At 37.6% G+C, this 26803-nt stretch carries 22 protein-coding genes and 3 pseudogenes; 5 read left to right on the top strand and 20 right to left on the bottom strand.

The genetic code is table 11. The features are described from left to right. Positions 1–36 precede the first annotated feature (36 nt). The 5 genes from JCM9157_RS05585 to JCM9157_RS05605 all read right to left on the bottom strand — a co-directional run bounded on the left by JCM9157_RS05585 (position 37) and on the right by JCM9157_RS05605 (position 4861). Positions 37–732, bottom strand: coding sequence for a 5'-methylthioadenosine/adenosylhomocysteine nucleosidase (locus JCM9157_RS05585; protein ID WP_035662948.1), 696 nt, complete (start codon positions 730–732; stop codon positions 37–39). A 90-nt stretch (positions 733–822) separates the two neighbouring features. After that, positions 823–1572, bottom strand: coding sequence for a flagellar motor protein MotS (motS, locus tag JCM9157_RS05590; protein WP_035662949.1), 750 nt, complete (start codon positions 1570–1572; stop codon positions 823–825). Next, entirely contained in the window at positions 1562–2365 is an 804-nt protein-coding gene (gene motP, locus JCM9157_RS05595) for a flagellar motor protein MotP (RefSeq protein ID WP_035662951.1), read from the bottom strand. The genes motS and motP overlap by 11 nt, the downstream gene beginning before the upstream one ends. A gap of 56 nt (positions 2366–2421) precedes the next feature. Further along, a complete protein-coding gene (gene ccpA / locus JCM9157_RS05600; protein WP_035662953.1) occupies positions 2422–3426 on the bottom strand; it encodes a catabolite control protein A in 1005 nt (334 codons plus the stop codon). Between the two features lie 358 nt (positions 3427–3784). Beyond that, entirely contained in the window at positions 3785–4861 is a 1077-nt protein-coding gene (locus JCM9157_RS05605) for a bifunctional 3-deoxy-7-phosphoheptulonate synthase/chorismate mutase (protein ID WP_035662955.1), read from the bottom strand. Between the two features lie 250 nt (positions 4862–5111). Between JCM9157_RS05605 and JCM9157_RS05610 the strand changes: the two genes are divergently transcribed. Beyond that, a complete protein-coding gene (locus JCM9157_RS05610; protein ID WP_035662956.1) occupies positions 5112–7268 on the top strand; it encodes a cell division protein FtsA in 2157 nt (718 codons plus the stop codon). Between the two features lie 80 nt (positions 7269–7348). On the opposite strand, the gene JCM9157_RS05615 is transcribed toward JCM9157_RS05610, so the two are convergent. Together JCM9157_RS05615 and JCM9157_RS05620 are read right to left on the bottom strand one after the other, a co-directional pair. Further along, positions 7349–7795, bottom strand: coding sequence for a YtxH domain-containing protein (locus JCM9157_RS05615; RefSeq protein ID WP_035662958.1), 447 nt, complete (start codon positions 7793–7795; stop codon positions 7349–7351). Further along, positions 7792–8235, bottom strand: a complete 444-nt coding sequence (locus JCM9157_RS05620) for a DUF948 domain-containing protein (RefSeq protein WP_035662959.1) — start codon at positions 8233–8235, stop codon at positions 7792–7794. The genes JCM9157_RS05615 and JCM9157_RS05620 overlap by 4 nt, the downstream gene beginning before the upstream one ends. 189 nt (positions 8236–8424) lie before the next feature. Here JCM9157_RS05620 and JCM9157_RS05625 point away from each other — a divergent pair, with 189 nt between their 5' ends. Continuing rightward, positions 8425–9540, top strand: a complete 1116-nt coding sequence (locus tag JCM9157_RS05625) for an aminopeptidase (RefSeq protein WP_035662961.1) — start codon at positions 8425–8427, stop codon at positions 9538–9540. A 312-nt stretch (positions 9541–9852) separates the two neighbouring features. Here the strand turns inward: JCM9157_RS05625 and murC are convergent, their stop codons facing one another. The 7 genes and pseudogenes from murC to JCM9157_RS05665 form a co-directional block, all read right to left on the bottom strand. Continuing rightward, positions 9853–11151, bottom strand: a complete 1299-nt coding sequence (gene murC, locus JCM9157_RS05635) for a UDP-N-acetylmuramate--L-alanine ligase (RefSeq protein ID WP_035662964.1) — start codon at positions 11149–11151, stop codon at positions 9853–9855. A 192-nt stretch (positions 11152–11343) separates the two neighbouring features. Beyond that, the gene (locus JCM9157_RS05640; RefSeq protein ID WP_035662966.1) at positions 11344–12441 is read right to left on the bottom strand and encodes a nicotinate phosphoribosyltransferase; all 1098 of its coding nucleotides are present in this window, start codon (positions 12439–12441) and stop codon (positions 11344–11346) included. Between the two features lie 161 nt (positions 12442–12602). Continuing rightward, positions 12603–15137 (bottom strand): DNA translocase FtsK, encoded by a 2535-nt coding sequence (locus JCM9157_RS05645; RefSeq protein WP_035662967.1) that lies wholly within the window; start codon positions 15135–15137, stop codon positions 12603–12605. Between the two features lie 281 nt (positions 15138–15418). After that, complete coding sequence (locus JCM9157_RS05650; protein WP_035662968.1) at positions 15419–16219, bottom strand: DUF1444 domain-containing protein; 801 nt, start codon at positions 16217–16219, stop codon at positions 15419–15421. 110 nt (positions 16220–16329) lie between these two features. Further along, entirely contained in the window at positions 16330–16653 is a 324-nt protein-coding gene (locus tag JCM9157_RS05655) for a thioredoxin family protein (protein WP_035662969.1), read from the bottom strand. Between the two features lie 15 nt (positions 16654–16668). Then, positions 16669–17696, bottom strand: a pseudogene (locus JCM9157_RS05660) (PTS sugar transporter subunit IIC). 21 nt (positions 17697–17717) lie between these two features. Next, positions 17718–18236, bottom strand: coding sequence for a hypothetical protein (locus tag JCM9157_RS05665; protein WP_035662970.1), 519 nt, complete (start codon positions 18234–18236; stop codon positions 17718–17720). Positions 18237–18418: 182 nt separating this feature from the next. Between JCM9157_RS05665 and JCM9157_RS05670 the strand changes: the two genes are divergently transcribed. After that, positions 18419–18859, top strand: a complete 441-nt coding sequence (locus tag JCM9157_RS05670) for a YtoQ family protein (protein ID WP_035662971.1) — start codon at positions 18419–18421, stop codon at positions 18857–18859. A gap of 343 nt (positions 18860–19202) precedes the next feature. On the opposite strand, the gene JCM9157_RS05675 is transcribed toward JCM9157_RS05670, so the two are convergent. Beyond that, on the bottom strand, positions 19203–19724 hold the full coding sequence (locus tag JCM9157_RS05675) for a DUF84 family protein (protein ID WP_035662972.1): 522 nt from the start codon (positions 19722–19724) through the stop codon (positions 19203–19205). 101 nt (positions 19725–19825) lie between these two features. Next, positions 19826–20898: pseudogene (locus tag JCM9157_RS05680) on the bottom strand (M42 family metallopeptidase). A gap of 174 nt (positions 20899–21072) precedes the next feature. On the opposite strand from JCM9157_RS05680, the gene JCM9157_RS05685 reads away from it, so the two are divergent. Continuing rightward, positions 21073–21378: a hypothetical protein gene (locus JCM9157_RS05685; RefSeq protein WP_035662973.1), complete on the top strand. Its 306-nt coding sequence runs from the start codon at positions 21073–21075 to the stop codon at positions 21376–21378. Between the two features lie 288 nt (positions 21379–21666). Here JCM9157_RS05685 and JCM9157_RS05690 read toward each other — a convergent pair whose 3' ends face one another. Further along, positions 21667–22518, bottom strand: coding sequence for a YtnP family quorum-quenching lactonase (locus JCM9157_RS05690; protein ID WP_035662974.1), 852 nt, complete (start codon positions 22516–22518; stop codon positions 21667–21669). 150 nt (positions 22519–22668) lie between these two features. Then, positions 22669–23306, bottom strand: a pseudogene (gene trmB / locus JCM9157_RS05695) (tRNA (guanosine(46)-N7)-methyltransferase TrmB). A 119-nt stretch (positions 23307–23425) separates the two neighbouring features. Here trmB and JCM9157_RS05700 point away from each other — a divergent pair. Further along, entirely contained in the window at positions 23426–23677 is a 252-nt protein-coding gene (locus JCM9157_RS05700) for a YtzH-like family protein (protein WP_035662975.1), read from the top strand. A gap of 85 nt (positions 23678–23762) precedes the next feature. Here JCM9157_RS05700 and JCM9157_RS05705 read toward each other — a convergent pair whose 3' ends face one another. Beyond that, positions 23763–24551, bottom strand: a complete 789-nt coding sequence (locus JCM9157_RS05705) for a phosphotransferase family protein (RefSeq protein WP_162831751.1) — start codon at positions 24549–24551, stop codon at positions 23763–23765. A gap of 109 nt (positions 24552–24660) precedes the next feature. Then, on the bottom strand, positions 24661–26796 hold the full coding sequence (pulA, locus tag JCM9157_RS05710; protein ID WP_035662977.1) for a type I pullulanase: 2136 nt from the start codon (positions 26794–26796) through the stop codon (positions 24661–24663). Between the last annotated feature and the right edge of the window lie 7 nt (positions 26797–26803).

The following is a 26803-nucleotide window of genomic DNA, read 5'->3' on the forward strand; positions in this document are numbered from 1 at the left end:
TGAGGAGTTACTAACTCCTCATAAGTGGTTGAATTATTACATTTTTTTTAAGATTGATGAAACAAGTAGATGCGATTGTTCACTTGCCAGTTGTGTGAATTCAGCAAAGTTCATTGAGGCTTCACCATTCGCCTTATCGGACATTGATCGAATGATCACAAATGGAACTTGATTCATTTTAGCAACTTGAGCTACGGCTGCCCCTTCCATCTCCACACATACCGCATCGAATTCGCTTCTTAATGTTTGGACAATCTCTGCAGAAGCAATAAATTGATCTCCACTTACAACTCTACCTTGGACAATATGACGTTCGGTGCTCTCCTCCGCTGCAGCAACTGCCATTTTCACCAAAGTGCTGTCTGCTTCGAAATCAGAAGAATCTTCGAAATAAGGAATTTGTCCTTTCTTAAACCCTAGTGCTGTTACATCAATATCATGTTGAATGGCACTCGTTGAAATGACTAAATCTCCTACATTTAGACTTTCATCTATAGCCCCTGCAACGCCCGTAAATAACAGATGAGAAATCTCAAACTTGTCTATTAAAATTTGAGTCGTTAAAGCCGCATTCACTTTCCCAACACCACACCGACAAAGGATGATTTTTTTCTCTTTTAACGTTCCTTCATAAAAGGTCACAGATGCATAAACATGAGTTTCTGAAACCTTCATTTCGGCTTTCATTCGTTCAATTTCCTCGTTCATTGCTCCAATAATCCCAATTTTCATTTTTCAACCTCCTAGATTCTTTTTTAGTATACACATTTTTTTAATAACAAGAAAAGAATCCTAAAAAAACTCAAGGGAAAATCCCTTGAGTTAATAAGTTTGTCCATCATTATACGAAGGATCTGAAATCACAATAACGACACGACGGTTTGTTTGTAGGTTTTCTTCTGACGTATTTGGAACTACAGGTCTCGTATCTCCATAACCAGTTGCAATAAAACGGTTCGTTTCTAAATTATGATTATCTATTAGAAAACGAATGACACTACTAGCTCTTGCTCCCGACAATTCCCAGTTGGAAGGATAACGAAATGTCGAAATCGGACGACTATCTGTGTGCCCCTCCACCTTCACCATATTCGGAATAGCTTCTAGCAAGGTTCCCACTTTACTTAGGAAAGGTTCAGCACTTGGTAACAGTTCAGCTTCTGCTGATTCAAAGAGTGTACGTTCCTGAAGGACAAGTACAACACCTCGATCATCGCGAGTAGCTGAAATGACGTCTTGTAAATCATTCTCTTCTAGAAATTGATCTACTTCCTGTAGCAATTCATCCATATCAACATCCGATCCATCTTCCCCAAAGTCACCTTCATCAAAAGGATCCTTCCGTTCTTCTCCCCGTTCTTCTGACGGATTTTCAAATTCAATAGCAGATGGCATATAATCAAATATTTGCCTTTGATTGAATGATTCTGCGATAGCTCTAAATTTTTGGGCATCAACTACCGACATTGAAAAAAGTAAAATGAAGAATACTAGAATAAGAGTCATCAGATCGGAAAAAGTAACCATCCATTTTGGAGCACCTTTTTCTTCCGGACGGCTTCTACGCTTCATAAGTCTCACCCGTGTTTTCTTCAATAATCTTATCTTTGTTACTCAAAAATGCACTTAATTTTTCTTGAAGTACTTTTGGATTTTGACCTGACTGTACTCCGATAACTCCTTCAATGATAATTTGTTTCACAAATACCTCTTCGTCGGTTTTATTCGTTAACTTAGATGCCATCGGAATAAACACAAGGTTCGCTAAAACAGTTCCATATAAAGTTGTTAAGAGTGCTACAGCCATATTCGGTCCAAGAGTAGCTGGATCATTTAAGTTTTGAAGCATTAGAATAAGTCCAACTAAAGTACCGATCATCCCCCAAGCAGGAGCATACTCTCCTGCTTTTTCAAGGATTGATCTTCCTTTACGGTGACGTTCTTCCATCGCTACTACTTCAGCCATCATAATATCTTTTATTACATCTGGTTCAATACCATCAACAGCTAGTAAAATACCCTTTTTAATAAAGGGATCTTCAACCTCATCTAAACCTGCTTCTAGGGCTAATAAACCTTCTCTTCTTGCTTTTCCAGACAAATCTACAAAAGTATCAATTAACTTTCTTAAATCGTGATCTTGACCACGAAACGATTCCATTAACACTTTTGGAACTATTTTTAGCTCAGATAATGAAAAGTTAATAACAATTCCTGCAGCAAGTCCCCCCACTACTATGAGTAGTGAAGCAATCTGGATAAAGAAAATAAGTCCAGAAGGTCCTGAGTTAGAAAGTACGGCCAAAAGTAAAACAATTATCCCAACAACAATTCCAATTGGCGTTGTAATATCAAATTTTTTCATATTCCTCTCCCCGAGGCGATTCAGACTTGGACTAACTATTGACTAGAATGAATCACCTATGATTTCGTAGATTGTCTAAATTCTATTCTGTGAGGGAGCACTACGATTTGATCAGTCACTTCTTCTTTATTCATGAGTTTTGTTAACAGACGCATGGAAACAGCTCCAATATCATACATAGGTTGTACAACTGTAGTTAAAGTTGGACGAACCATTGTAGCTAGACGTGTATTATCAAATCCAATGATGTCAAAATCATTTGGAATTGAGTACCCTTTATCTTGTGCACCATGAATGACACCAAGAGCCATTTCATCTGTAGCTGCAAAGATTGCCGTTGGTTTTTCATCTAACTCTAGAAACGTCTGCATCGCATCAATACCAGAATCATATGTGTAATCACCAATTGCAATTAACTCTTCTTCAAAAGAAATTCCTGCTTCTTCTAGCGCTTCTCGATAACCTAAAAACTTCTGATATCCATTAACCGGATCATCAAGTGTTCCTGATAGCATTCCAATACGGGTATGGCCTTTTTCAACCAAATGGGTAATCGCATCATAAACAGCTTGTTTGTAATCAATGTTAACTGAAGGGATTTCCTTATTTGTATCAAGCGTCGCTGCTAAAACAACGGGTACAGGCGAACGTTTGAATTGTTCTACATGCTCTTCTGTAATATGTCCCCCCATGAAAACAATTCCGTCAACTTGCTTTTCAAGTAAAGTGTTAATTAAGTGAATTTCTTTGTCTTGATTTTGGTCAGAGTTACAAAGAATGATATTATACTTGTACATTGTAGCAATATCTTCAATTCCGCGTGCTAACTCTGCAAAGAAAATACTTGAAATATCAGGAATAATTACCCCAACTGTCGTCGTTTTTTTACTTGCTAATCCACGCGCTACCGCATTAGGACGATAACCTAGACGCTCTATAGCCTCAAGTACTTTTTTTCGTGTCGCTGGTTTCACGTTAGGATTACCGTTTACCACACGTGAAACAGTAGCCATTGATACACCTGCTTCTCTTGCAACATCATAAATGGTTGTATTATTCACAATGATCCTCCTCTACGTCATTTCAATATGATCGTATATAGTAATGTATTGTTATCATACGATACTCTGAAGAGGTCCGCAATGTTCTACACTATATATATCGACACCCTTCGAGAAATTTTCATAGACTTTTTAAAAAAAGGTCGCTTTTTTACCTTTTTTTAAAAAGTCAGCCCTGAGCGAAGCCGTTGCAAGCTCTTAAGGGAACTATAAGTGCTCTTCTTATAGTTCCCGCGCAACGAGCGTAGCCAGGGACATTCTTTCTGCTTATCTCTCACTACTCAAAAAAAAGGTCGCTTTTTTACTTTTTAAAGACGTAAAAAAAGGTTGACCTTAGTTTTAGGTCAACCTTTATAAATTATCCCTTATATAAACCAGATGCTAATAATTCATCAATAAATTTATTAAATTGAGGAATATCCATTTGCTGTGCTGAATCAGACAGCGCAACAGCAGGATCAGGGTGAACTTCAGCCATAATCGCATCGGCACCAATTGCAAACGCAGCTTTTGCCGTTGGAAGTAATAAGTCACGTCTACCTGTTGAATGAGTTACATCCACTAAAACAGGCAAGTGAGTTTCTTGTTTTAAAATTGGAACAGCCGAAATGTCTAAAGTATTTCTTGTTGCTGTTTCATACGTTCTAATTCCGCGCTCACATAACATAAGGTCATTATTCCCACTCGCTACTACATACTCTGCTGCATGAATGAATTCAGAAATAGTCGCAGATAAACCTCTCTTTAGTAACACTGGCTTTTTCACAGAACCAGCAGCTTTTAATAACTCAAAGTTCTGCATGTTACGTGCACCAATTTGAATAACATCTAAATACTCTACAGCTTTTTCAATATCCGCTGGATTTACAATTTCACTAATAACAACCATATCTAGTTCATCCGCTACTTTTTTAAGGATTTGTAATCCTTCTAACCCTAGTCCTTGGAAGTCATATGGAGATGTACGAGGTTTAAAAGCTCCCCCTCTTAACAATTTGATTCCACGCTCTTTAAGTGCCTTTGCTACTGTTAGAACTTGCTCATAGCTCTCAACAGCACATGGACCCATAACTAAACGTTGGGCTCCATCACCCATCATGACACCTTTCAAATCAACGACTGTATTTTCTGGGTGTTTCTTTCTAGACACTAGTAAAGCTTTACTATTATCTTCTTCTTGAAGCTCCAAACTCGCTTTGAAAATTTGCTTAAATAAATGCTGTAATGTAGCTGTTTCAAATGGTCCTTTATTGTGTTCTGCTATATGGTCAAGCATGCTTCGCTCACGTACAGGATCAAAGCGGTTCACACCTTGAGTGCTTTTTACTTTTCCTATTTCCTGAACTAGACGAGCCCGCTCATTTATCACTTCAAGAAGCTTAAGATTCACCTCATCTAAATCTGTTCTCAACTGATCTAATTTATCGTTACTCACTAAACTCCACTCCCTTATAATCTTGGCTTCTTAATTACATGTAATTATAAATCAAAATAATCAGAATGTCACGATTTTTTTCTTTAGTGCTTTTAAGCTCCTAAGCTTTTATGCGTTAGCGCGTTAATTGGTTAAAATGATTTACTTAGATTTTTCTTACCTTTTAAGATAATCTCTAGTACAATAAATTGAAGATATTTGTCGAATAACATAAAGCTTGATGTAAATATACAGTGAAGGTGATGACCAGATGACACATGTACAAAATACTCCTCTTTTCGCTCTCGATATCGGAACTCGTTCAGTCGTTGGTTTACTTCTAGAACAAAACGAGAATCAATATCAGCTTATCGACTCGTTTGTAGAGGAGCATAACGAACGAGCTATGCTAGATGGCCAAATTCATGATGTTCCTTCAGTCGCTAAGGTCATTTTGCGAGTTAAAACGTATTTAGAGGAACGCCATGGTCATCTTAATAAAGTTTGTGTAGCTGCTGCAGGTAGATCTCTTAAAACGAGACGTTCAGAGTTCACACTTGAGATTGAAAATAAGCCGATGCTCTCAAGAGATGATTTGCTTCATTTAGAACTTAGTGCCGTTCAGAATGCTCAATTTCTGCTGGCAAATGAACAAGTGGAAGATGGTGCTTTTGAGTACTATTGTGTTGGTTACTCCGTTTTATATTACAGACTAGATGGTGAACCAATTGGTAGCCTTCTTGATCAGACTGGTAAACAAGCATCTGTCGAGGTCATTGCTACCTTCTTACCTAAAGTAGTGGTAGAATCCTTGCTTGCTGCTTTGTCTAGGGCTGATTTAGAGTTAGAAGCATTAACTCTTGAGCCAATTGCTGCAATAAATGTATTAATTCCTCCCTCTATGCGCAGGTTAAATGTCGCATTAGTGGATATTGGAGCAGGTACATCAGACATTGCTATTACAGATGAAAATACAATTATTGCATATGGTATGGTACCTGTTGCAGGAGATGAAATTACAGAAGCTATTAGTGATTCTTATTTACTTGATTTTCCTGACGCAGAAAAGATGAAACGTCAGTTATTAAAAGAAGATTTAATTACAATTCAAGATATTCTCGGAGTAGAATCTACTTTAGAGAAATCTGTTATCGTCGAGTCAATTACAGGAGCCGTAGAAAACCTAGCTAATTCAATTAGCAACGAGATTATGAATTTAAATGGAAAAGCCCCTCAAGCTGTCATGCTAGTTGGTGGTGGTAGTTTAACACCTTTACTCCCGCAGATGATAGCAAATAGACTTAATCTCTCTGAAAGTCGAGTCGCCATTAGAGGAGCAGATGCTATTAAATTACTTAAACAAGATCATGCGATTCCACTAGGTCCGGAACTCGTTACTCCAATCGGGATTGCTATTGCTGCTAAAGAAAATCCTATTGAATACATTAGTGTTACAATCAATGATCGAACTTTACGTTTATTTGATATTAAGACCCTAACCGTTGGAGATGGATTACTAGCTGCCGGTATTGAAATTGCTAAATTATACGGTAAACCAGGTTTAGCAATTATGGCAACTGTACAAAATCAGTTAATTTCAATTCCAGGAGAACATGGACATCCACCTGTTCTACTTAAAAATAACGAACCAACTACTCTGGATGCTCCTCTAACACCAGGTGATGCGGTTATAGTTGAACCTGGGAAAAATGGAGCTGCACCTTCTGTAACTTTACGTGACTTAATAGAAGATGAACCTAATTTAACCGTCTTTGTAAATGGGATAAAGAAACAATTTGCCTCAAAGTTAATTTTAAATGGAAAAGTCGTTACAAAAGAAACCCCTGTTCAGGATCGTGATCACATTACCGTTCAACAAGTCATCACGGTTAATGATCTTTTTGACGCTTTACAATTACACGATTTTCTTGTTCCAATTACACTTTTTATTAATGACAAGAAGTGGATTGATTCTACATGGACGCCAACGATATTAGTGAATAATAAACCGAGTAGACTTGACCAAAAGCTAACTAATCTTGATCGAATTGACTGGGAAGCCAAAACAAAGCTGACAGTAAGCGATCTACTTCAAGCCAAAAAGGTGAAAGTTACTGAACACTTAACCGTCTTTTTTAATGAGAAACCAATAACCCTTGAAAGACCGTTGGTTGAAGTCCACCGTGAAAATAAACGTCTAACGCTCGAGGATGAACTTCAAACAAACGATTGTTTAAAACTGACACGTAAAGAAACTAGTGATTTTATTGTGCAAGACTTATTCTCTTTCGTTGATCTTAATATCGACTCGCTAACTGGGAAAAAATTAATCTTAAAAAAGAATGGTGAGGATACTTTTTTCAGTAGCGAATTATATAGTGGAGATAAGATAGAGTTAATCGTAAAAGATGTTTCCTCAAATGCATAACAAAAAGGCGAGTTTCACGATAAAAGCCTCTTTTAATATCAAGACTTATTATCGTGATCCATCGCCTATTTTCGATCAATTTAGTTAGTAGCTGTTCCAGTTTCCACTTTCGCTTGAATTTCATCTACTTCTTTTTTTACTGTTTCTACAATTTCTTCACCAGCATCTTGAACATCTCCTGCAAGATCTCCAACCACCTCTTCTGCCGATGCTTGAACCTCTTCTGCTTGTGATTTCAAGTTTGACGTTGCTTCCTTTACTTTGTCTACGACTTGAGTTGACTGATCTGAAACTACTTTAGCGATAGTCGAAGATTTCTCTTTTGCATAAGAAGCCCACTCATTCCCTTTTTCATAGGCATTCGTCGTTAATTGGTTCGTTCTTTCTTTTGCAGCTTGTGCTTGTTCAGACAGATCACTACGAAGCTCTTTACCTGATTTAGGCGCTAAAAATAATGCTGCTGAAGCACCTACAATTCCTCCGATTAAAGATCCAATTAAAAAATCCTTTGTGTTCATTTCACTCATGATTTTTCTCCTCCTTGGGTTTCGTTTTGTTTTTGTTTCTGTTTAAACTTTGCATATAAATCAATAGCAACATTTCCCCATTGCACAGCTTTAGCAATCTGCTCAGATTGTTTCACAGTCTGAGTTGAAACTGTATTGGAAACATGCCTAATTGATTGATTTACTTGTCCTAAAGACTCTCCAAGTTCTTTCACTGATGAAAAGACCGTATTTAATGATTCCGATTTCCCGTGGATATCATCAGCTAATCGATTGGTTCGGTTTAGGAGTTCTTCAGTTTCTTTTGTTATGCCATTAATTTGCTTTTCTAACCCAGACATCGCGTTTGCCACATGAACTAACGTGATGTTTACGGATTTTAGTGCGCGAACGACATATATTACTAATACCGCAAAGGCAATTGCAGCGACCAAAGCACTTATGTAAAGTAGAACTACCATTCTTCAGCTTTCACCTCCCTAACAGACTATAACTCTATATATCGAAATACCCATTCTTACTCTTTTTTAAACATGATTTCATTACTATATTCGTGAAAACAATAAGATTTCCTGCAACTTTTCACAATTACTGTTATGTTATCTATAATTCGTTTACAATAGTAGGAGTGAACATAAGGAGGAAGATGAATGAAAGATCCTAGAATTCAAACATTAGCAAAAAATTTAATTACTTATTCAGTTGAACTAAAAAAAGGAGAAAAAGTCTTAATCGAGAATTTCGGCTTGCAACGTGAACTTGTTACTTCACTTGTCCAAGAAGCTTACAATGTTGGTGGTTATCCATTCGTTTTGTTGAAAGACCATCAAGTAGATAGATCTCTACTTATGGGGGCTCAAGAAGAACAACTTCAAATGATGGCTGCTTATGAAGCGCAAGTGATGAGCGAAATGGATGCTTATATCGGCTTGCGAGCAGGTGATAACATCTCTGAGCTATCTGACGTTCCTAGTGAGAAAATGGCTCTTCACGGCAAAACGGTAGGCACCAAAGTTCACCGAGAGATTCGCGTACCAAAAACAAAATGGGTAGTGTTACGTTATCCAAGTTCATCAATGGCACAGTTAGCAAATACAAGTACGGAAGCGTTTGAAGATTTTTACTTTAACGTTTGTAACCTTGATTACGGTAAAATGGATCAAGCGATGGACGCGTTAGTTGCTTTAATGGACCAAACAGACAAGGTTCAGTTAAAAGGACCAGGAACGGATTTAACTTTCTCTATAAAGGATATTGCAGCCATTAAGTGCGCTGGTAAACGAAATATTCCAGATGGAGAAGTGTACACAGCTCCTGTCCGTGATTCCATTAATGGGACGATTACATATAATACACCTTCACCTTACCAAGGCTTTACCTTTGAAAACATATCTTTCACTTTCGAAAATGGTAAAATCGTTAACGCTACTGCTAATGATACAGAGCGTATTAATAGAATCCTTGATACAGATGAAGGAGCTCGTTTTATCGGTGAGTTCGCTATTGGGGTTAACCCTTATATCCAACACCCTATGAAAGACATCCTTTTTGATGAAAAAATTGATGGTAGCTTTCATTTTACTCCAGGTCAATGCTATGAAGAAGCATCAAATAACAATAATTCAAGCATACACTGGGATATTGTCATGATCCAACGTCCTGAATACGGTGGCGGAGAAATCTATTTTGATGATGTACTGATTCGCAAAGACGGTCGATTCGTTATTCCTGAATTAGAATCTTTAAACCCAGAGAACTTAAAATAATATGAATGAAGAGGAGGATCACACTTGTGAAGTGTGGCCCTCTTTTTTGAAAGTATTAATCCTTTTAGGACAGATCTTTTGATATTTGATATATCAAAAGTAGAATGGAGTGGAAGGCACTTGACTCCTGCGGGAAAAGAGGAAAAGGCAAGGCCCGTCAGACGGAACGTCGAGGGGGGCTTGCCTTCCGCGCAATGGAACGGTTCCGATACTCTTCAACCTTGATTGTAGAGTCTCATTCTCATACAAAAAAAGATCAGTGATTGATAATGAACTGATCTTTCTTCGTGTTTATTCATATTCATTGAACCATTACTGAAGTGAATCCTCATATGCCTGCTGGAATTTCTGAATATCTCCAGCTCCCATAAATAGCAAAACACTATTTTCATGATTTTTCAAAATAGAAATAGACTCCTCAGTTATTAATTTCGCATTTGGTATTAAATCCTGAAGGTCATTAATCGTTAAATTCCCTGCTTGTTCGCGAGCTGATCCAAAAATATCACACAAGTAAACAAAGTCTGCTCTGTTTAAAGACTCAGCAAATTCATTTAAAAAAGTTTTCGTTCTTGTGAAGGTGTGTGGCTGAAAAATAGCTACTACATTATGTGTTGGGTATTTTTGTTTAGTCGCTTCAATCGTTGCTGCAATTTCAGTGGGATGATGAGCATAATCATCGATTAAAATTTGCTTGTCAACTACCTTTTCACTAAAACGACGTTTTACCCCTTGAAAAGTCTTTAAATGTTCAGCTACTACTTCTGCTGGAACATTTTCGTAATGGCAAAGAGCAATCACAGCCAAAGCATTTAAGACGTTGTGTTTTCCATAACCTGGAGTCGTAAACGTACCATATAAGCTATTACGAACATACACATCAAATTTGGTACCTTCTGTTGTTGTTGCAATATTTCGAGCTTGAAAGTCATTGTCTTCATTGAAACCATAATACACTACTGGTACGTTTGCATGAATGCCTTGTAAATGCTCGTCATCTCCACAAGCCACAATTGCCTTTTTAACTTGCATAGCCATTTCTTGAAACGCAGAGAATACATCTTTAACATCACTAAAATAATCTGGGTGATCGAAATCAATATTCGTCATAATGCAATAATCAGGTTTATAGTTAAGAAAATGACGTCGATATTCACAAGCTTCAAACGCAAAGTATTTCGAGTTTTCCTCTCCCTTTCCCGTTCCATCTCCAATTAAAAAAGACGTGGGAAACGCAGCACCAAGAACATGTGCTAACAAACCAGTTGTTGATGTTTTACCATGCGAACCTGTGACAGCTATACTAGTATATTGCTGTATAAATTCACCTAGGAACGTCGGGTACTTGGTTACCTCAATTCCTAGTTCATGAGCTCTTTGCACTTCCTCATGATCATCTCCATAAGCAGCCGAAACAACAACATGTTGATCGGTTTTAATATTATTACGTTCAAAAGGGAATAATTGAATTCCTTTTTGTTCAAGTGGCTTTTGTGTGAAGAATGTTTTCTCTACATCAGATCCTTGAACAGAGAAATTCATATCGTGCAACACTTGCGCTAATGCGCTCATTCCCGATCCTTTAATTCCAATAAAGTGAAAGTTTTTCATAGTTTGGACCTCCAAAATTCACGTCGTTTTTTTGCGTCCAATGAAGTCAATTTTAACGGGCTTAAACGCTCATTGACCCATTATATCAGATAACAACATTTTAACCAATTTAGCACAAGCAGTATCCACCAAATAGTATATGTTCTAGCATGAAGAAAAGACCGACTGAAGCCAGTAGGTCTTCAACATGCATTACTCAACCAATTGTAGTCTTGGATTGTCGCGAAAGCGTCTACCTGCTTTTGCTTCATGTTCCCCGTTCAACATGACATTGTCGCCGGTGAAACCAATATGGATTTTAAGTAAACTGCCCCCAACCCCATAAATATCAACCGGTACTCCTGCTTCTTCATACTCTTTAATTCTCTCAGCATTAAATCCGCCTGTCACAATGATTTTCACATGTTGAAAACCTTCGTTATCTAATGCTTCACGTAGTGCAAATAATAAAGTAGCATTCGCCCCTCTAGGATCGAATGAACCCATTACTTCTGGTCTTCTACAGAAGAATTGATCAACCATTGTTCGCGATGTATCCACTCTTACCCCTTTTAACTCTCCTTTAAATTCACGAGCTACCTTTAAAGAATCTGTAATGACATCATTGTTATAGTCAACAAGAGCCATTAAATCATCTTCAGGAAAGGTTTTTTTATAAGCCCTTGTTGCTTCGACTACATCACCTTGGAATAATTGGATGAGAGCATGAGGCATTGTTCCCATCCCTTTCTTTCCCCACCATTCGTTCATGGCGTGAGTCGCTTGTGCTTTCGATCCTCCGATAAAAGCTGCATACCCATCACCAGATTGCTGGGTAAAGTGATCATCTCGGTCACCCATGAAAATAATTGGTTTTTGCACACCTGAATGTCTAGCCGCTTTTGCAACATTATATACATTTGTAGCTACTGATGTTCTTCTTGCGAAAATCCCATCAATGATGCCTTCTAAGTAGCCAAAGTCTTCATATTTGCCCGTAATCGTAAAGACCGTTTCAAAAGGTTTAATTTTATCTCCATCTTCTAAAGATCTTAGTTCTAGGTTCTCAGCATTTTTTGCAAAAGTACGAATTAAAGCGATCACTTCATCCGTTCCACATAAAACGGCATGTTCCTTTTGAAAGAACTGCATCGTTACGATGTTATTGGGACGAAATTTCTCAACAATTTCTCTCGTTTTCAAAAAATATACAGCAGAAAACCATCCCTCTCTCACGCGTTCGTCAAATTTAAACGTTTCATTGGTTAGCCGTTTTATTTCCCCATTTAGCTTTCTAGTTATCTCTTTCATGGTTAAACTCCTTGTATCCTACCTTCAAGTAAGGCTTACCCGTAATGACTATGCTCGTTAACCCAACTTTAATAAAGGCAGTTTTCATATACTTTATTTAGCAATGTTTTGTATCTCATTATCATATAAAACCTCGCTTATGAAAACAAGACGAAAATAGATTAGCTTTCTTGGTGATAAAGGATTTCCTCAAGTTCAATGGTGTCTACAAGTACATGCCTTGGCTTACTTCCCATAGCCTGTGACACAATTCCTCTTTCCTCCATCAGATCAATTAACCTTGCAGCACGATTATATCCAACTCTAAATTTTCGTTGTAGACTTGATGCCGAAGCTGAACCTTGTTCAATGACATAGTAACAAGCCTCTTCAAAATGTTCATCATCCACTTCTTCTACAACATGCTTCAATTGATCTATCTCAAGTAAATAGTTAGGTTCTCTCTGTTTTTTTACATGGGCAACCACATCTTCAATTTCTTGATCAGATACGAATGTCCCTTGAACTCGTACTGGTTTAGGAGAGCCATTTTCATGAAAAAGCATATCTCCCTTTCCAAGCAATCTTTCAGCCCCACCCATATCTAGAATAGTCCTAGAATCAGTTTGAGAAGACACTGAAAACGCAATACGTGTAGGAATATTTGCTTTAATTAATCCAGTAATTACATCAACAGATGGCCGTTGCGTAGCTAGCAATAAATGAATACCGCATGCTCTGGCTTTTTGTGCAATTCGGCAAATCGCGTCCTCTACTTCCTGAGGAGAAACCATCATTAAATCTGCCAATTCATCAATGACTACCAAAATAAACGGCAGTGCTGGTTGATCAGGAGACTCCGAGTACAAGTCATTATATCTTCCAACGTCCCGTACTCCTTTTTGACTAAATAATTCATATCTTCTTTCCATTTCTAAAACGACCCATTTAAGAGCAGCAGTAGCTTGTTTCGCGTCTGTAATTACTGGCGTCACCAAGTGAGGCAATCCGTTATATGGAGCTAATTCCACCATCTTAGGGTCAATTAACATAAGCTTAACTTCATCAGGAGTTGCCTTGAATAAAAGACTCACTAACACTGAGTTGATACACACACTTTTACCAGAACCTGTTGCTCCTGCAACGAGGCCATGAGGCATCTTTTTTAAATCTGTAACAATTGGTTGACCCGAGATATCTAGTCCTAATGCAACCGTTAATGGTGAATCTGAACGAATAAAAGAGTTTCTACGTAAAATTTCACGTAAGAACACAGGAGTAGATGTTCGATTTGGTACTTCTATTCCAATTGTGTTTTTACCTGGTATAGGGGCTTCGATCCTGATATCCTTAGCCGCAAGCGCCAACTTGATATCATCAGTTAACCCTGTAATTTTCGTAACTTTAACGCCTCTGCCTGGTTGAATCTCAAACCTAGTAACTGAAGGACCTTTTGTCGTATGGACAACCTTTGCATCAACGGAAAAGCTTTGCAGTGTTTCTTCTAAAACAGCTCCTTGCTCTTCTAGCCATTCAGATTCGTCCTGTTCCTTAACTTCAGGATAATTCAACAGCTGGATACTTGGATAAGCATAAGTGGGTTGAGAAAGGACTTCTTCTTTAATTTGTGGTACTTGTTTCTTTTGCTGATCTTGCGGCAACATCATCACATTGAAAGGAATTGGAGACTTTGATGTTCTCGTCGCTTCTTTTGGCTTAGAACTTTCTTGCTCTGATAACGGTTCTTTTTGTTCTTCCTTCTCATCAACCTGCTCTAAGAAACCTTGTTCTTGTTTGTCTTTGTCTTCTTTTTCGACTACTTGTCTATTATTTTCTGCCATAATCTCTTCTTCTTGAACGTCAGTCTTCTCTTCCTCATATAGATCAGACACTTTTTCTTTTTCTTTTTCTTCGATTTCTACGACTGGATCAAGATTAACCTCTTTAAAGGGTTGTTCCTCTTTGGTCGCAATAGATAGTTCTTCATCAGATTGGGCTTGAGTCGAAAAACTAGAATCAACCAATTTGTAGATAGAATCCAATTGTTGTGGGATGTCTTTAGGTTGCTGTTCAACCGATTCACTCTTTACTTCTTCTTCTTTTAGTTCTTCTCTTATATCTTCCTTTATTTCTATTTCATTATCATCAGTTGATAGGTTACTAGTATTAATTTGTACCGCCTTTTCCTCAACCCATTCTGTTGTGGCAGCAACTTCTTCATTCCCACTGTCGATAATAAGTTCTTCCTCTGCTCTTTCTATAACTGTTTGTAGAATGTCAGAAGTACTTTGGTGGGATTTCTTTTCAAATGGTGATACAGATAATGAGTCGCTCATTACACTTTTGGTCGTAGTTCGCTCTTGAAATCCGTAAACGGGTGACGGAATGGACGTAAGTTTAAACTCCGGCTTACTAACTGTTTCTTGTTGCTTCTTCATTTTGGGTTCAGGTCTAGGCTTTTGCTTTCTTGATCTTGGTTCAGAAGCTATTTCAATTCTCTTATTTCGTTTTGGTTGATCATCAATTACTGGAAAACGAAACTGACCTGTTTTCGGGTACTGATACATGATTTTAGACTCGCTTTTTCTTTTATCTGATTCAACTCGTCCATATTTATAAGTTCGTTCACTTTCTATGTATTCTTCTTCTTCCCTTTCAGGTTCGGACCCACCAATAAACTGTTGAAGCCTCCTCATCCATTGATTCAACATACCCATTTATATCACTCTCTTTCTTTCATCTCTCTTCTGTTGTTCATGCTGACTTAAAAGAGGTTGACTCTTCGTAGCTGATCACCATTTTACACTCATCCGTTGAAAAGCTGAATTGTGTACATGTATGTCATCAGACGTGAAGTCAACCTCTTTAACTAATTTATTTAACATAGCACCAAATTAAATATTTAACGGTTCAAAAAAAGGTGTAGATAGCACATCAAATTTCAGTACGTTCATTATTCATTGTACCATATTATTCCTTGATGTGATGGACGGATTGTCTATTTCTCTCTCGGTTTTCTTTGTGCCAAAATAAAAGTAGGGTCTAATTCACCATTCTCATATATAAACGGCAATGCGGTCACCGGCACTCTTCCTTCTCCAAAAAATTGAAGTGCAATTTGCGCAAGTACATCATACCCTCTTTCATTGACAATATCAGCAAAAATTAACACATCTTGATGTGGAATCGCAACAGTCAACTGCCCTGATGCTTGCTTTTCCATTTTTTCCAACAAGGATTGATCCAAAACTCGACTAGCATCATAACCATCTTTGGCTCTTAGGAAAAAGAACTGATTCCCAGCTACTTCATCTACTTTTAACGGTGCTGGAAGTGATCGAATGTTAAATAAAGATACCTCTTTAATTTTCTCTCGCGTTAATGTGGTGCCCTCAAGCATACCTTCTTTTATTAACGTGTAAGACTCGCCTTGGTCGATAACGTAATAAATTCTTGTTTCAGCGGTATGCTCATCAAAAAGCAGAGCTTCTCCTTCTTTTGTTTCTGTCGGAAACGATGTAGACCGAATAACCGGGAAGATCTTTTTTTCATTTCCTTCTATGGTTGGTGTTTCTTTCATTGCCTTTAATCCAACTTCAACATAGCGAACTACTTCGTCAATTGACCCAAATTCATTTCTTTCCCATTTGGCAAGCAGTGGCTTAAGCGCAAGCGTCACCCCTTTTTTTATTTCAAGATCCTCTATACGTAACGTGGCTTCTTTATGATCATATACGATTGACCAACCATCTCTTGTTAGACGTTGTTCAATTTCTTTACGGAATTGTCTCATTTCCATTTGTGTAATCCTCTCCTTTACGTTCAACTATTATTTTATCAGAAAAAAAGGTTGGAACCAAAAAAGAGCTGTCCAATAAGTATCAACTTATTGAAACAGCTCTTTTCATTTTAGAAATGTGATTCCGCTTTTGTTAAAAAGGCTTCTATTTCTTCTTGTGTTTTTCTATCTTTGCTAACAAAACGCTCGACCTCTTTGCCATCTACATAAGCTAAAAAGCTTGGAATACCAAAGATATCTAGTTCTGCACATAGGTCAATGAACTGATCTCGATCGACATAATAAAAAGTAAAGCTAGGAAAATCAGCTTCAATTCTAGGTAGAACAGGCTCAATCACTCGACAATCTGGGCACCAACCAGCCGAAAACATAAAAATGGCTGCTTCTTTACTTGATACCTCCTTGAATTCTTCTATACTCTTTAATTTTTCCATTTGTAAATTCCCCCATTATTGGTTTATTTTTAAATCCCCTAAGCGAATATATCCACGTTTTCTCATCCACTCAGAGAGGACCAGACAGATAATGGCTGGGCCAATAAAGTGTAATAATGCTATAGCTATCCACACATTTGCAGAAAAGCCCATGTCTGTTAGTGTCATAATTGGACCGACCAATCCACTTGTACCCATGCCTGCTCCTGCTGGTAAATTAGTCATACCGAATCCAACCGTAGCAATTGGTGCTAAAATGGCACCTGCGATAGTTGGCGGTATTAAAATAAGGGGATTTTTCACGATATTAGGAACTTGTAGCATCGAAGTACCTATGCCTAATGAGACAAGTCCAGACCAACCGTTTTCTCTGTATCCACTTACTGCAAAGCCAACCATTTGCGCTGCACAACCTACAGTGGCAGCACCAGCAGCAACTCCGCTCAGTTCTAACATAATTGCCAATGCTGCACTAGAAATAGGCGCAGTTAAAGCTAGTCCCATTAACGTGGCTACAACAATTCCCATCAAGATAGGTTGTTGCTCGGTCCCCCACATAATAAGGCCACCAAACTGTTGCATTCCAGCTTGAATCCAAGGGCCAATTAACGATGCCGCCAAGAATCCGGTTAAGATCGTTACTAAAGGAGTTACAATTATATCAAGTTTTGTTTCTCCTGCCACGATTTTTCCTAGTTCAGTTGAAATAACAGCTGCTACAAAAGCTCCTGCTGGCCCACCTAATTGAGCTCCTGCTGCTCCACTTATAATAGTAGCAAACACAACAAGCTTTGGCGCTTTCAAACCATAAGCAATGGCAACCCCTATCGCAGGACCCATTAACCCCATTGCAAGTACTCCAACCTCTTGCAACCACTCACCTACACTTATAACGCCTAGTAGGAAAAGTTGTTCACCAACCGTGCGCAAAATCAGACCAATGATAAGTGAGGCAAAAAGACCGAGTGCCATATGACTTAAGCTGTAATAAAGTAAGTACGCCATGAAAGCTCAATACCCTTTTTTTCTAAGAAAGTTCTCAAACGATGTCCTCCAATCTTTAATTACGATTCTATAACTTGATAGGAATGCAAGATGACCATCATTGCTTCAATGCTCTCTTCTAGTAATTGATAAGTTGTAACGGTCGTAATTCTTGCTCCTCCAACTGCTGTAATCACATGAAGTTGTCCTTCTTCTTCTTGTTCGTTCACAATCAAGTAAGAGATCTTCTCATCTGTTTCATTAACTTCATAAATAATAGCTGAGCCTGCGCTTTCCATATCACGTTCTAAATGAAAAGTGCTTGTGAGAGGAACAAAAGGATCATAGAGAAGATTATACAATTGCCCATTTTCTTCTAATAACAAATTGTAATCCATTTCTTCCATTACTTCAAAACCTCGAGGTAAGTGTATTTGGATCTGATCTTTTTCAAAATTAGTTTCTAGTTGTTCCTGTTCTATACTTCCTACGAAAACTTGGCGGCCGCGCTCAATCGCTTCTTCTTCAGAGACAGAACATCCAATTAAAAGGAGAAGAACAACAACGAAAACTCCGATACGCCAACTTTGCTTTTTCAATACTTGACACTCCTTTTACTTATCTTGCCTAATTTTCTTCTATCATACCCTCAAGGTAGTCACTGACAAGACAACATTGTCGATTAATGTTAGAATTTAGCTTTCATTTCCTTTTTTCAAACAACTTTGGTACATTCTCATTATTAAGCAAATTAATGCAACTTACTCAAGGAGGCACCAAAATGGAATTAACGATTTATTTAGCAGGTGAAATACACAATCCGTGGCGCAACGAAATTCGAGAGGAAGCTGTTGGATTAGCACTTCCGATTACGTTTACTGGGCCTATGGAAGACCATGATCGTTCTGATCAGATTGGTGAAGAAATATTAGGTTCGCAATTAAGTAAAATAGCAAAAGATGAAGCCGCCTCAAGCATAAATAATTTACGAACACAAATACTGCTTTCAAAAGCTGATATTGTCATTGCGTATTTCGGTGAGCAGTACAAACAGTGGAACAGTGCCATGGATGCTGCTACTGCCATTGCGATGTCCAAACCCGTTATTATAATTCGAGATGAAAAACTTCATCATCCATTAAAAGAACTAGCTAACAAGGCTCAAGTTGTTGTGGAAACTCCTGAACAAGCACTTCGAGCAATTGCTTATATTTTTGAATAAAATGATTTTGAACTAAAGTATGTTTAAACAGCCTATTGAAAAAGCATTGGAGTATAAAATCCAATGCTTTTTCTTTGAATAATTCTCGTATTCATTTCTATTCTTCTTCTGCCAGTTTAAAAAGACCAACGGCCATTCCAATACTCGCAACATAAATCATTCCTGTAAACGTAAGTATTACCGCTAATATTGAACCAGTCATGACTCACCTCTCCTTGTTTACAACAATTTTTACTCCCACTTTTATTTTAATCGAGAGAAATAAAAAAGATCTTGAAGAGATGTGTCAATCATTTTACATTTTATGTAAATTAATAAGGTAACCACTGTAGAAATGTTATCATTAATGGTGACTATTTGCTTTAGAAGCTGAATATTGCCCATACAGTAATCTGACAATATGAGCGAACAATTCTTTTCTACTAACCCATCCTGCTGTATATATTCCCATAGCTCCTTCTTTTTTTCTAACATCCATTTTTCCTGTTAAAGAAGCCATAATATCAGCTAATTCAAAGCCTTCATATAACTTTTTCACAACCATTTCTGGTAGTGGAAGTCTGGCCCCGCCCGCTATCCACTTACCTCCATCAACATGCATTAACACTCCCCAGTTACAAAGCATTAATCCATCTTTTGTTTCCTGCACTCCACCTTCTAAGCCAAATGCTAATGTGGCATTGGTTACTTCTAATGCTGCTTTAGCACGATTAGATGCACCTAAGACTGTTTCCTCATCAGAGAACGGTTGAGCTGATACACCAGACTCAACTTTCACGGATATAAAAAAGAGCTTTTCCCTTATTAAGCAATCTTGAACAGCATGGATTTTCGCAGGGTTTTTTGTGCCTATTGCAACTAGCATGGTTATCCCCCCATTTGTAAATTCAAAAAAAGGTGACTTCAGAGGATATTTCCTCGCAGTCACCCTCATTTTAATAGTAACAAATTCCTATAATAAAAAGGTTACGCTTGTTCTTTTATTGAATTGACTGTTGAAGCATCTGCTGATTTAACCAGTTTAACAATTAATTCTTTCGCAGCTGCGTAATCATCAACATGAACGATTGAAGCTGCAGTGTGAATATAGCGTGAGCAAATACCTACTACTGCTGACGGGACACCATCTCCTGACATATGTACTCTTCCGGCGTCCGTTCCGCCTTGTGAAATGAAATATTGGTATGGAATATCATTAGACTCGGCTGTGTCTAATACAAAATCACGCATACCACGATGTGTTATCATCGAACGGTCATATATTCTCAGTAAAGCACCTTTGCCTAATTGTCCAAATGCATCTTTTCCACCTGTAGCATCATTTGCAGGACTTGCATCAAGTGCAAAAAAGATATCAGGCTTGATCATGTTGCTGCAGTTTGTGCGCCTCTTAATCCTACCTCTTCTTGTACGGTTGCACCTGAATACAAAACATTAGGAAGCTTTTCGTTTTTCAATTCTTTTAAAAGCTCTAATGACAAACCCACTCCATAACGGTTATCCCAAGCCTTAGCAAGAATCTTCTTTTCATTAGCCATTGGCGTAAATGGACAAATCGGAACAATTTGCTGACCTGGCTTTATGCCAATCGCTTCAGCATCCGCTTTATCATCTGCACCAATATCAATGTACATATGTTTCATTTCCATTGGCTTTTTACGTTGTGCCTCTTCTAATAAATGAGGTGGTGTCGAACCGATCACACCAATAATCGGTCCGTTAGTTGTCATAATTTGAACTCGCTGCGCAAGTAAAACTTGGCTCCACCAACCTCCTAATGGCTGAAAACGAATTAAACCTTGTTTATTAATGGATGTAACCATAAAACCAACTTCATCCATATGACCAGCTACCATAACCGTAGGCCCAGATTCGTCTCCACGTTTCACACCAAAAATACTCCCCAACCGATCTTGAACGATTTCATCTGTATATTTTTCCATTTCTGAACGAACAAATTTACGAACATCATGTTCAAATCCAGGTGCCCCTTGAAGCTCTGTTAACGCTTTAAATAATTGTAACGTCTCTTGATTCACTTTAACAAACTCCTTTCGAAAACCTAAATAATTATGTATCTCTTTTATTTTATCTGAAGAACTAGTTCATTGCCACCATTCTCTTTTTTTACAATTTTAGAATCTAATTGAAACGACAGTCTTTTTTTGGATATACTAAGATAAAGTGAATGTACCTAGAGAGGAAGATGAAAAATGGTAAAACGATTTATCGCAGGATTAAGTCTAGGCTTAGCAGCTGGATATTTATTAGGACCTCAACTACGAACAGAGAAAATTTCACCTGAAAGAGCTCTAAAAGAAATCAAAAAAACCGTTTCACGCACATATGCTATTTCAGGTTCATGGATTCATATGATTCCAGAAACAGTAGAGCTAAATCAGATTTCTTGCAATGTCTACCGTGGTGGCCTTTCAACGACGAACGAACAGGGCACAACTCAATTTGAATTTTTAGCTGATACAAAAACAGGAGCTTTATTAGATTTAAAGGCTACTTAATATGATCTTTTTAAAAACCTGCTTGAATGAATCTCAACCTTAAGTGTTCGGTTGAGTTCGAGCAGGTTTTTTAATTACATTGGTTTTTGTTATTACTTTATATGCTTAATAGCTCCGTTACATTGCGCTGCAGGCACTTGCTTTCCGCGGGGAGAAGCCAAGCCCCCACGACATTCGTCTGTGTGGTCTTGCCCTTCCTCTTTTTCCCGCAGGAGTCAAGTTCCTTCCGCTCCATTTCACTTAATTCTTTCCGTCTATCAATAGACAACCCTTACGAGAAGAGCATTTTTAATAGGAATAAGGTGTTCTTTCAATCGAGCTGATGATCTCACCTTGTTCGTTCCATTTGATCATCCGGTATTTGTAATCATGATAAAATAAGAACGAGGCATTTTCTTGTTTGGCGTAATTCATCCATTTTTCTTTTTCCTTAATTGATGTCATGGGATAATCATCATAAGCTAAAACCCATAGTACATTGGCATGGGCATGGGTCGGCATTATATCCGCTAAATGTATAAAACTTTCTCCCTCATGTTCTATAAGCAAAATAGAATGTCCATCACTATGGCCACCTGTATGAACAAGTCGAATACCCGGTATAACTTCGACCTCGTCAGTAAAGGTTTTAATTTGATCGGTAATGGCTATTCGATTTTGTTGCCAATATGTATTTTTTGAACGAATGTTAGGATTATTCATTTCTTTCCATTCAATCTCTGAAGTATAGATTACAGCGTTTTCAAATAATGATGTATCTGCTCCATTAACCTTTTTAACTAATCCCGAAGCATGATCAAAGTGAAGGTGAGTCATTAAAACTATATCTATATCAGAAGGAGCCAATCCAAGCTTGGCTAAATTTTGTTCCACTGAGGATTCTTCTAGAACACCATAATTTCTTCTTTGTTTTTCATCTAATCTTTCATTTCCTATACCAGCTTCAACTAAAATCCTTTTTCCATCTTTCTCGATTAGCATTGGGTCTGTTCTAAGTTCAATTTGATTTTTATCATTATGAGGATATTTCCTACTCCATAAAGGTTTTGGGACTACTCCGAACATGGCTCCCCCATCCATATGAGTAACCCCACCGTTTAACCATGTGATTGTAAGGCCATCTCTTTCTAATCGTTCCACTAGATCTCCTCCTTGTGTGCTACTATCTAATGAATATTCGGCACAGATCACTAATATCCTGTTTTCACTTAGATTACCAAACCAATAAACACAATAAGTCATGTTAAAAAAGCCAATAAAAAAACACCGAAACCTCGGTGCTTTAATACATTAGCGAAACTTTGCCTCACAACGATAAATCCGCATCCCTTTCTGGGAAAACTTTTCTTCATACTCTGTCATTACATTACCTTCAATGTCACTCTTATGAAGATCTAAACTGACATTATGAAGTGACATCCCGTAACCCGACAAGCTTTCAAGAGAGTATTCAAATAATCCTTGATTATCGGTTTTAAAATGAATTTCGCCAGTAGGTTTTAAAATTTGTTTGTATAAATCAAGAAAACCTTTATACGTAAGTCTTCTTTTTTCATGTTTATTTTTAGGCCAAGGATCCGTAAAGTTAATAAACAAACGATCAACTTCTCCTTGATCAAAATAATCTAAAATATTTGTCACATCTTCATTTAAAAATTTGACATTGGGTTGCTCTGATTCGATTGCACGTTCTAAAGCAGTAATAATAACACTGTCATACTTTTCAATACCGATGTAATTTACTTCAGGGTGCAGCATCCCCATGCCCATTAGAAATTGACCTTTACCTGTACCAACTTCAACATGGATTGGGTGATCATTGTTGAAGACTTGATTCCATTTCCCCTTATGTTCACTAGGGTTAGAAACAATAATGTGGGGATATTGTTTCATCTTTTCTTTCGCCCCAGCTTATTACGTAAACGCACGACGCCACCTCTTTTTTGTTATTTCAAATGTATTTATTGAGAGTAATTATAAGAATAGCTTTTACTATTCAAGTGCAAAATAAAGCTTAGGAATACTATTTTAAGGAGTGCTCGCCTCTATGCCTATTTCCAATGAAGATAAATTGCATTTACTTCGAGACCTTATTGAAAACCAAGCTGCTGAAAACTACATGACAACAGATGAAGCTCAACAAATTGAACGTTTGCTATCTTCCTTAGCTACTGACCCTGCCCTACAACCCGCAGTTTTAGAAACGCTCGAGCAGATTCAACAAAAACACCAGTTAAATCATGAACCTTTTGATCAGAACGATGTCGAACAATGGCTCAATGTCTTAACTATAGAATAAATCGACTTTATTCCTCAGGAAATATCGAGTTTTTTCTCGTATTTAACAAATCAAAAGACTCACCGATGCTTGAACTGGTGAGTCCCTACTCCTTTAGGAGGCTTTCAATATACAACTTTAATTGTTGAACTTCCTCAAATTGTTGTCTTCCAAAGTGCCAAAGCAATACAGAAATGGATTGTGAAACCACATACCAATGCATACGACCACGTAAAGAAGGGTCTAGCTGTATACCATATTGAGAAAGCCAAGCTTCCCAATCTTGTTTCGGGATATAAGAATAAAGAAGTAAACCAAGATCTAACGCTGGATCAGAAACAGTTGCACCGTCCCAGTCAATTAAATATAGGTGGTCTTCTTCGTCTAACATCCAATTATTATGGTTTATATCACAGTGACAAACAACATAATGTTCATGTCTAACTGATTCCAACATCTCAAATAAGTAAGTCATGCCCGCTTCAATCGTTTCATCTTCAATATGATAAGCTTGAAGTTGTCTGCGTAAATTTTCAACAATGACATAAGGCGTTAATGGTTGATTACCGATTCGCTTAAACATGTCGAGAAGTTCACTTGATCCGTGAATCTTTGATAATAATGCTGCTACACGGTTTTCCTTCATTTCAAAAGCTTTAAGTTCTCGACCTTGTATTAGCTTTTGAGCAGTGACAACATCCCCATTTTCCAACCGTTTTGTCCAGAGTAATTTGGGAACAATTCCTTCTGCAGAAAGAACAGCAAGAAAAGGTGACGAATTTCGTTTTAAAAACACTGTTTGTTCACCTTGTTGGGCAATATACGCTTCTCCTGTTGCACCACCAGCCGGATGCACTTTCCAGCCATCTCCTAAAAATTGTTCCACCCAATTCACCCTCAATTTCATCATATCTCTAGCCAGAAAACTCTGTGAGACCAAGTATAGTATACATTATTTGAAGACAACATGTCATTTTAAAATTAAATCTTACGAATTCCTTAGTCTATAGACTAGCAAGGACAAATGTAGATAAAGGAGAAACTTGAACACAGTCTTCACCTATTTTGTCTAATGGTATCAGAGAAACACTAGAATCGTCAACGAATACTTGCCAATTCTTGTTCTCAGGAAGAAAAAAGTGTTGTTTGTCAAAAGATGCGTTGTGTATAACAATGATGTCTTTCCAATCATCGAGTTTCCCTAAATCTTTTAATTGGTAAGCGATACATTGAGGTTCCGCTTTAATAATCTCAAGATGCTTGTTGATAAGTTCGTATGTTTCGAGTCTAAAGGCCGGATGGTTCCTTCTTATTCGAATCAGTTTTTGGACATATTCAACATGTTCGTTAAAATAAGCACGTTGGTTCCAATCAAATGCATTAATCCAATCTGGTTGATTATAACTATTTTCAACACCATGCTTCGTCCTAAACCACTCTTGTCCGGCGTGAATAAACGGAATCCCTTGAGAAAGTAAAATGATAGATGTTGCTAACAGTTGTCTTTTTACCAGGAGTGAACGGCGTTCATATGGATGAACAAGCTTTAATTTATCCCATAATGTGTGATTATCATGAGCTTCCACGTAATTGATTGCTTGTATCGGTTCTTTGAAATCGCCTATACTACCTTTTATTCCGTGTACAATAGCATGTGAATCTTTTTCATGTCCACTAATGAACCCCGGTTCCTTTATGTTAAAAGTACTGCCTTTTAAACCGTCACGAAATTTATCTTGAAAGAAACCAACCCCATCAAGCGCTAGCGCCTGCTCCATCACAGCCCTTTTTTCAACTGGATAAGCAGTAGGTAAATTCCATCCTTCACCGAAAATCAACACATCTTCATTTATTTTAGTCGCTTCTTCCCTTACTTGTTTCATCGTCTCTATATCTAAAATACCCATTAAATCAAAGCGAAATCCATCTACTCGGTATTCTTTCAACCAATAACAGATTGCATCAACGATCATCTTTCGTGCCATTTTTCTTTCTGATGCAAAATCATTCCCTACCCCTGTACCATCACTAATTTCATTTTCAGGTGTATACCGAAAAAAGTATCCTGGCACTAACAAATCTAAAGCAGATTCTTCCCAAATGTAAACATGATTAAAGACAACATCCATAATGACTCGTAATTGTTTTTCATGTAAAGCTGCAATTAACTGTTTAAACTCGCGTATTCGTTTTTGCCCATCGTAAGGGTCACTAGCATAACTTCCTTCAGGCACAAAAAAATGAGTCGTATCATAACCCCAATTATATTCATCATCACGATTACTTTCATCGACACTTCCATACTCTTGAACAGGTAACAATTCAACATGTGTAATTCCTAAATTCGTTAAGTAATCTAGACCGGTTGCAAGCATGTCTTTGTCCTTTAGACCAGTTTCAGCTAACCCTAAATATCTACCTTTATTTTCTATCCCGTTTGTCGGGCTAATTGTAAAGTCTCTAATATGGAGCTCGTATATGACAACATCATTTTTAGTAAGATTAAAAAGATCAGGCCAATGGTCAGGCTCTGTCAAAGAAAGATCTCCAATCATGGCCTTTTCTCCATTTACACATAGAAATTTGGCATAAGGATCAACCACTTGTCGCCAAGTTTGATTAACATAGACCTCAAAAAGATACCAATTACCTTCATGATTTCCTTCTAATTCAAGACGCCAAACTCCTTTTTCGTCCCGCTGACATGAATGAGCTACACCCTTTTCTTCATACCAATGCTGAAAAATAATTACATTTAACCTTGTCGCAGTTGGGGCCCAAACCGCAAAATTGGCTTTCTCTTTTTGATAGTGTACCCCTAGGTCCTTCCCATCGTAATAGAACAAATCATCAAACTCTTTTGTTCGAACAGCTTCCGTAATCTCCAGATAGCAAGCAATACCTTTATACATGACATAACTGTTTTCTCCAAAGGGGAATGGAAAACCTAGACTTAATTCCACCTTCTTCCCCTCCAAAACTATAACGTTTAAAGGATATTCTCCATCACTATTAATCATCGACCAACCATTTCTGTCTATTTCATGAGAACTTTCAACGATTACTCTAATCGTGTCAACGGTTACAAGTTCAGCCTTTTCCAATCTATAATTGACAAATGGCTCCTTCTTTTGCTTCAATGATGAA

Source organism: Halalkalibacter akibai JCM 9157, assembly GCF_000513135.1.
Taxonomy (GTDB): domain Bacteria; phylum Bacillota; class Bacilli; order Bacillales; family Bacillaceae_D; genus Halalkalibacter; species Halalkalibacter akibai.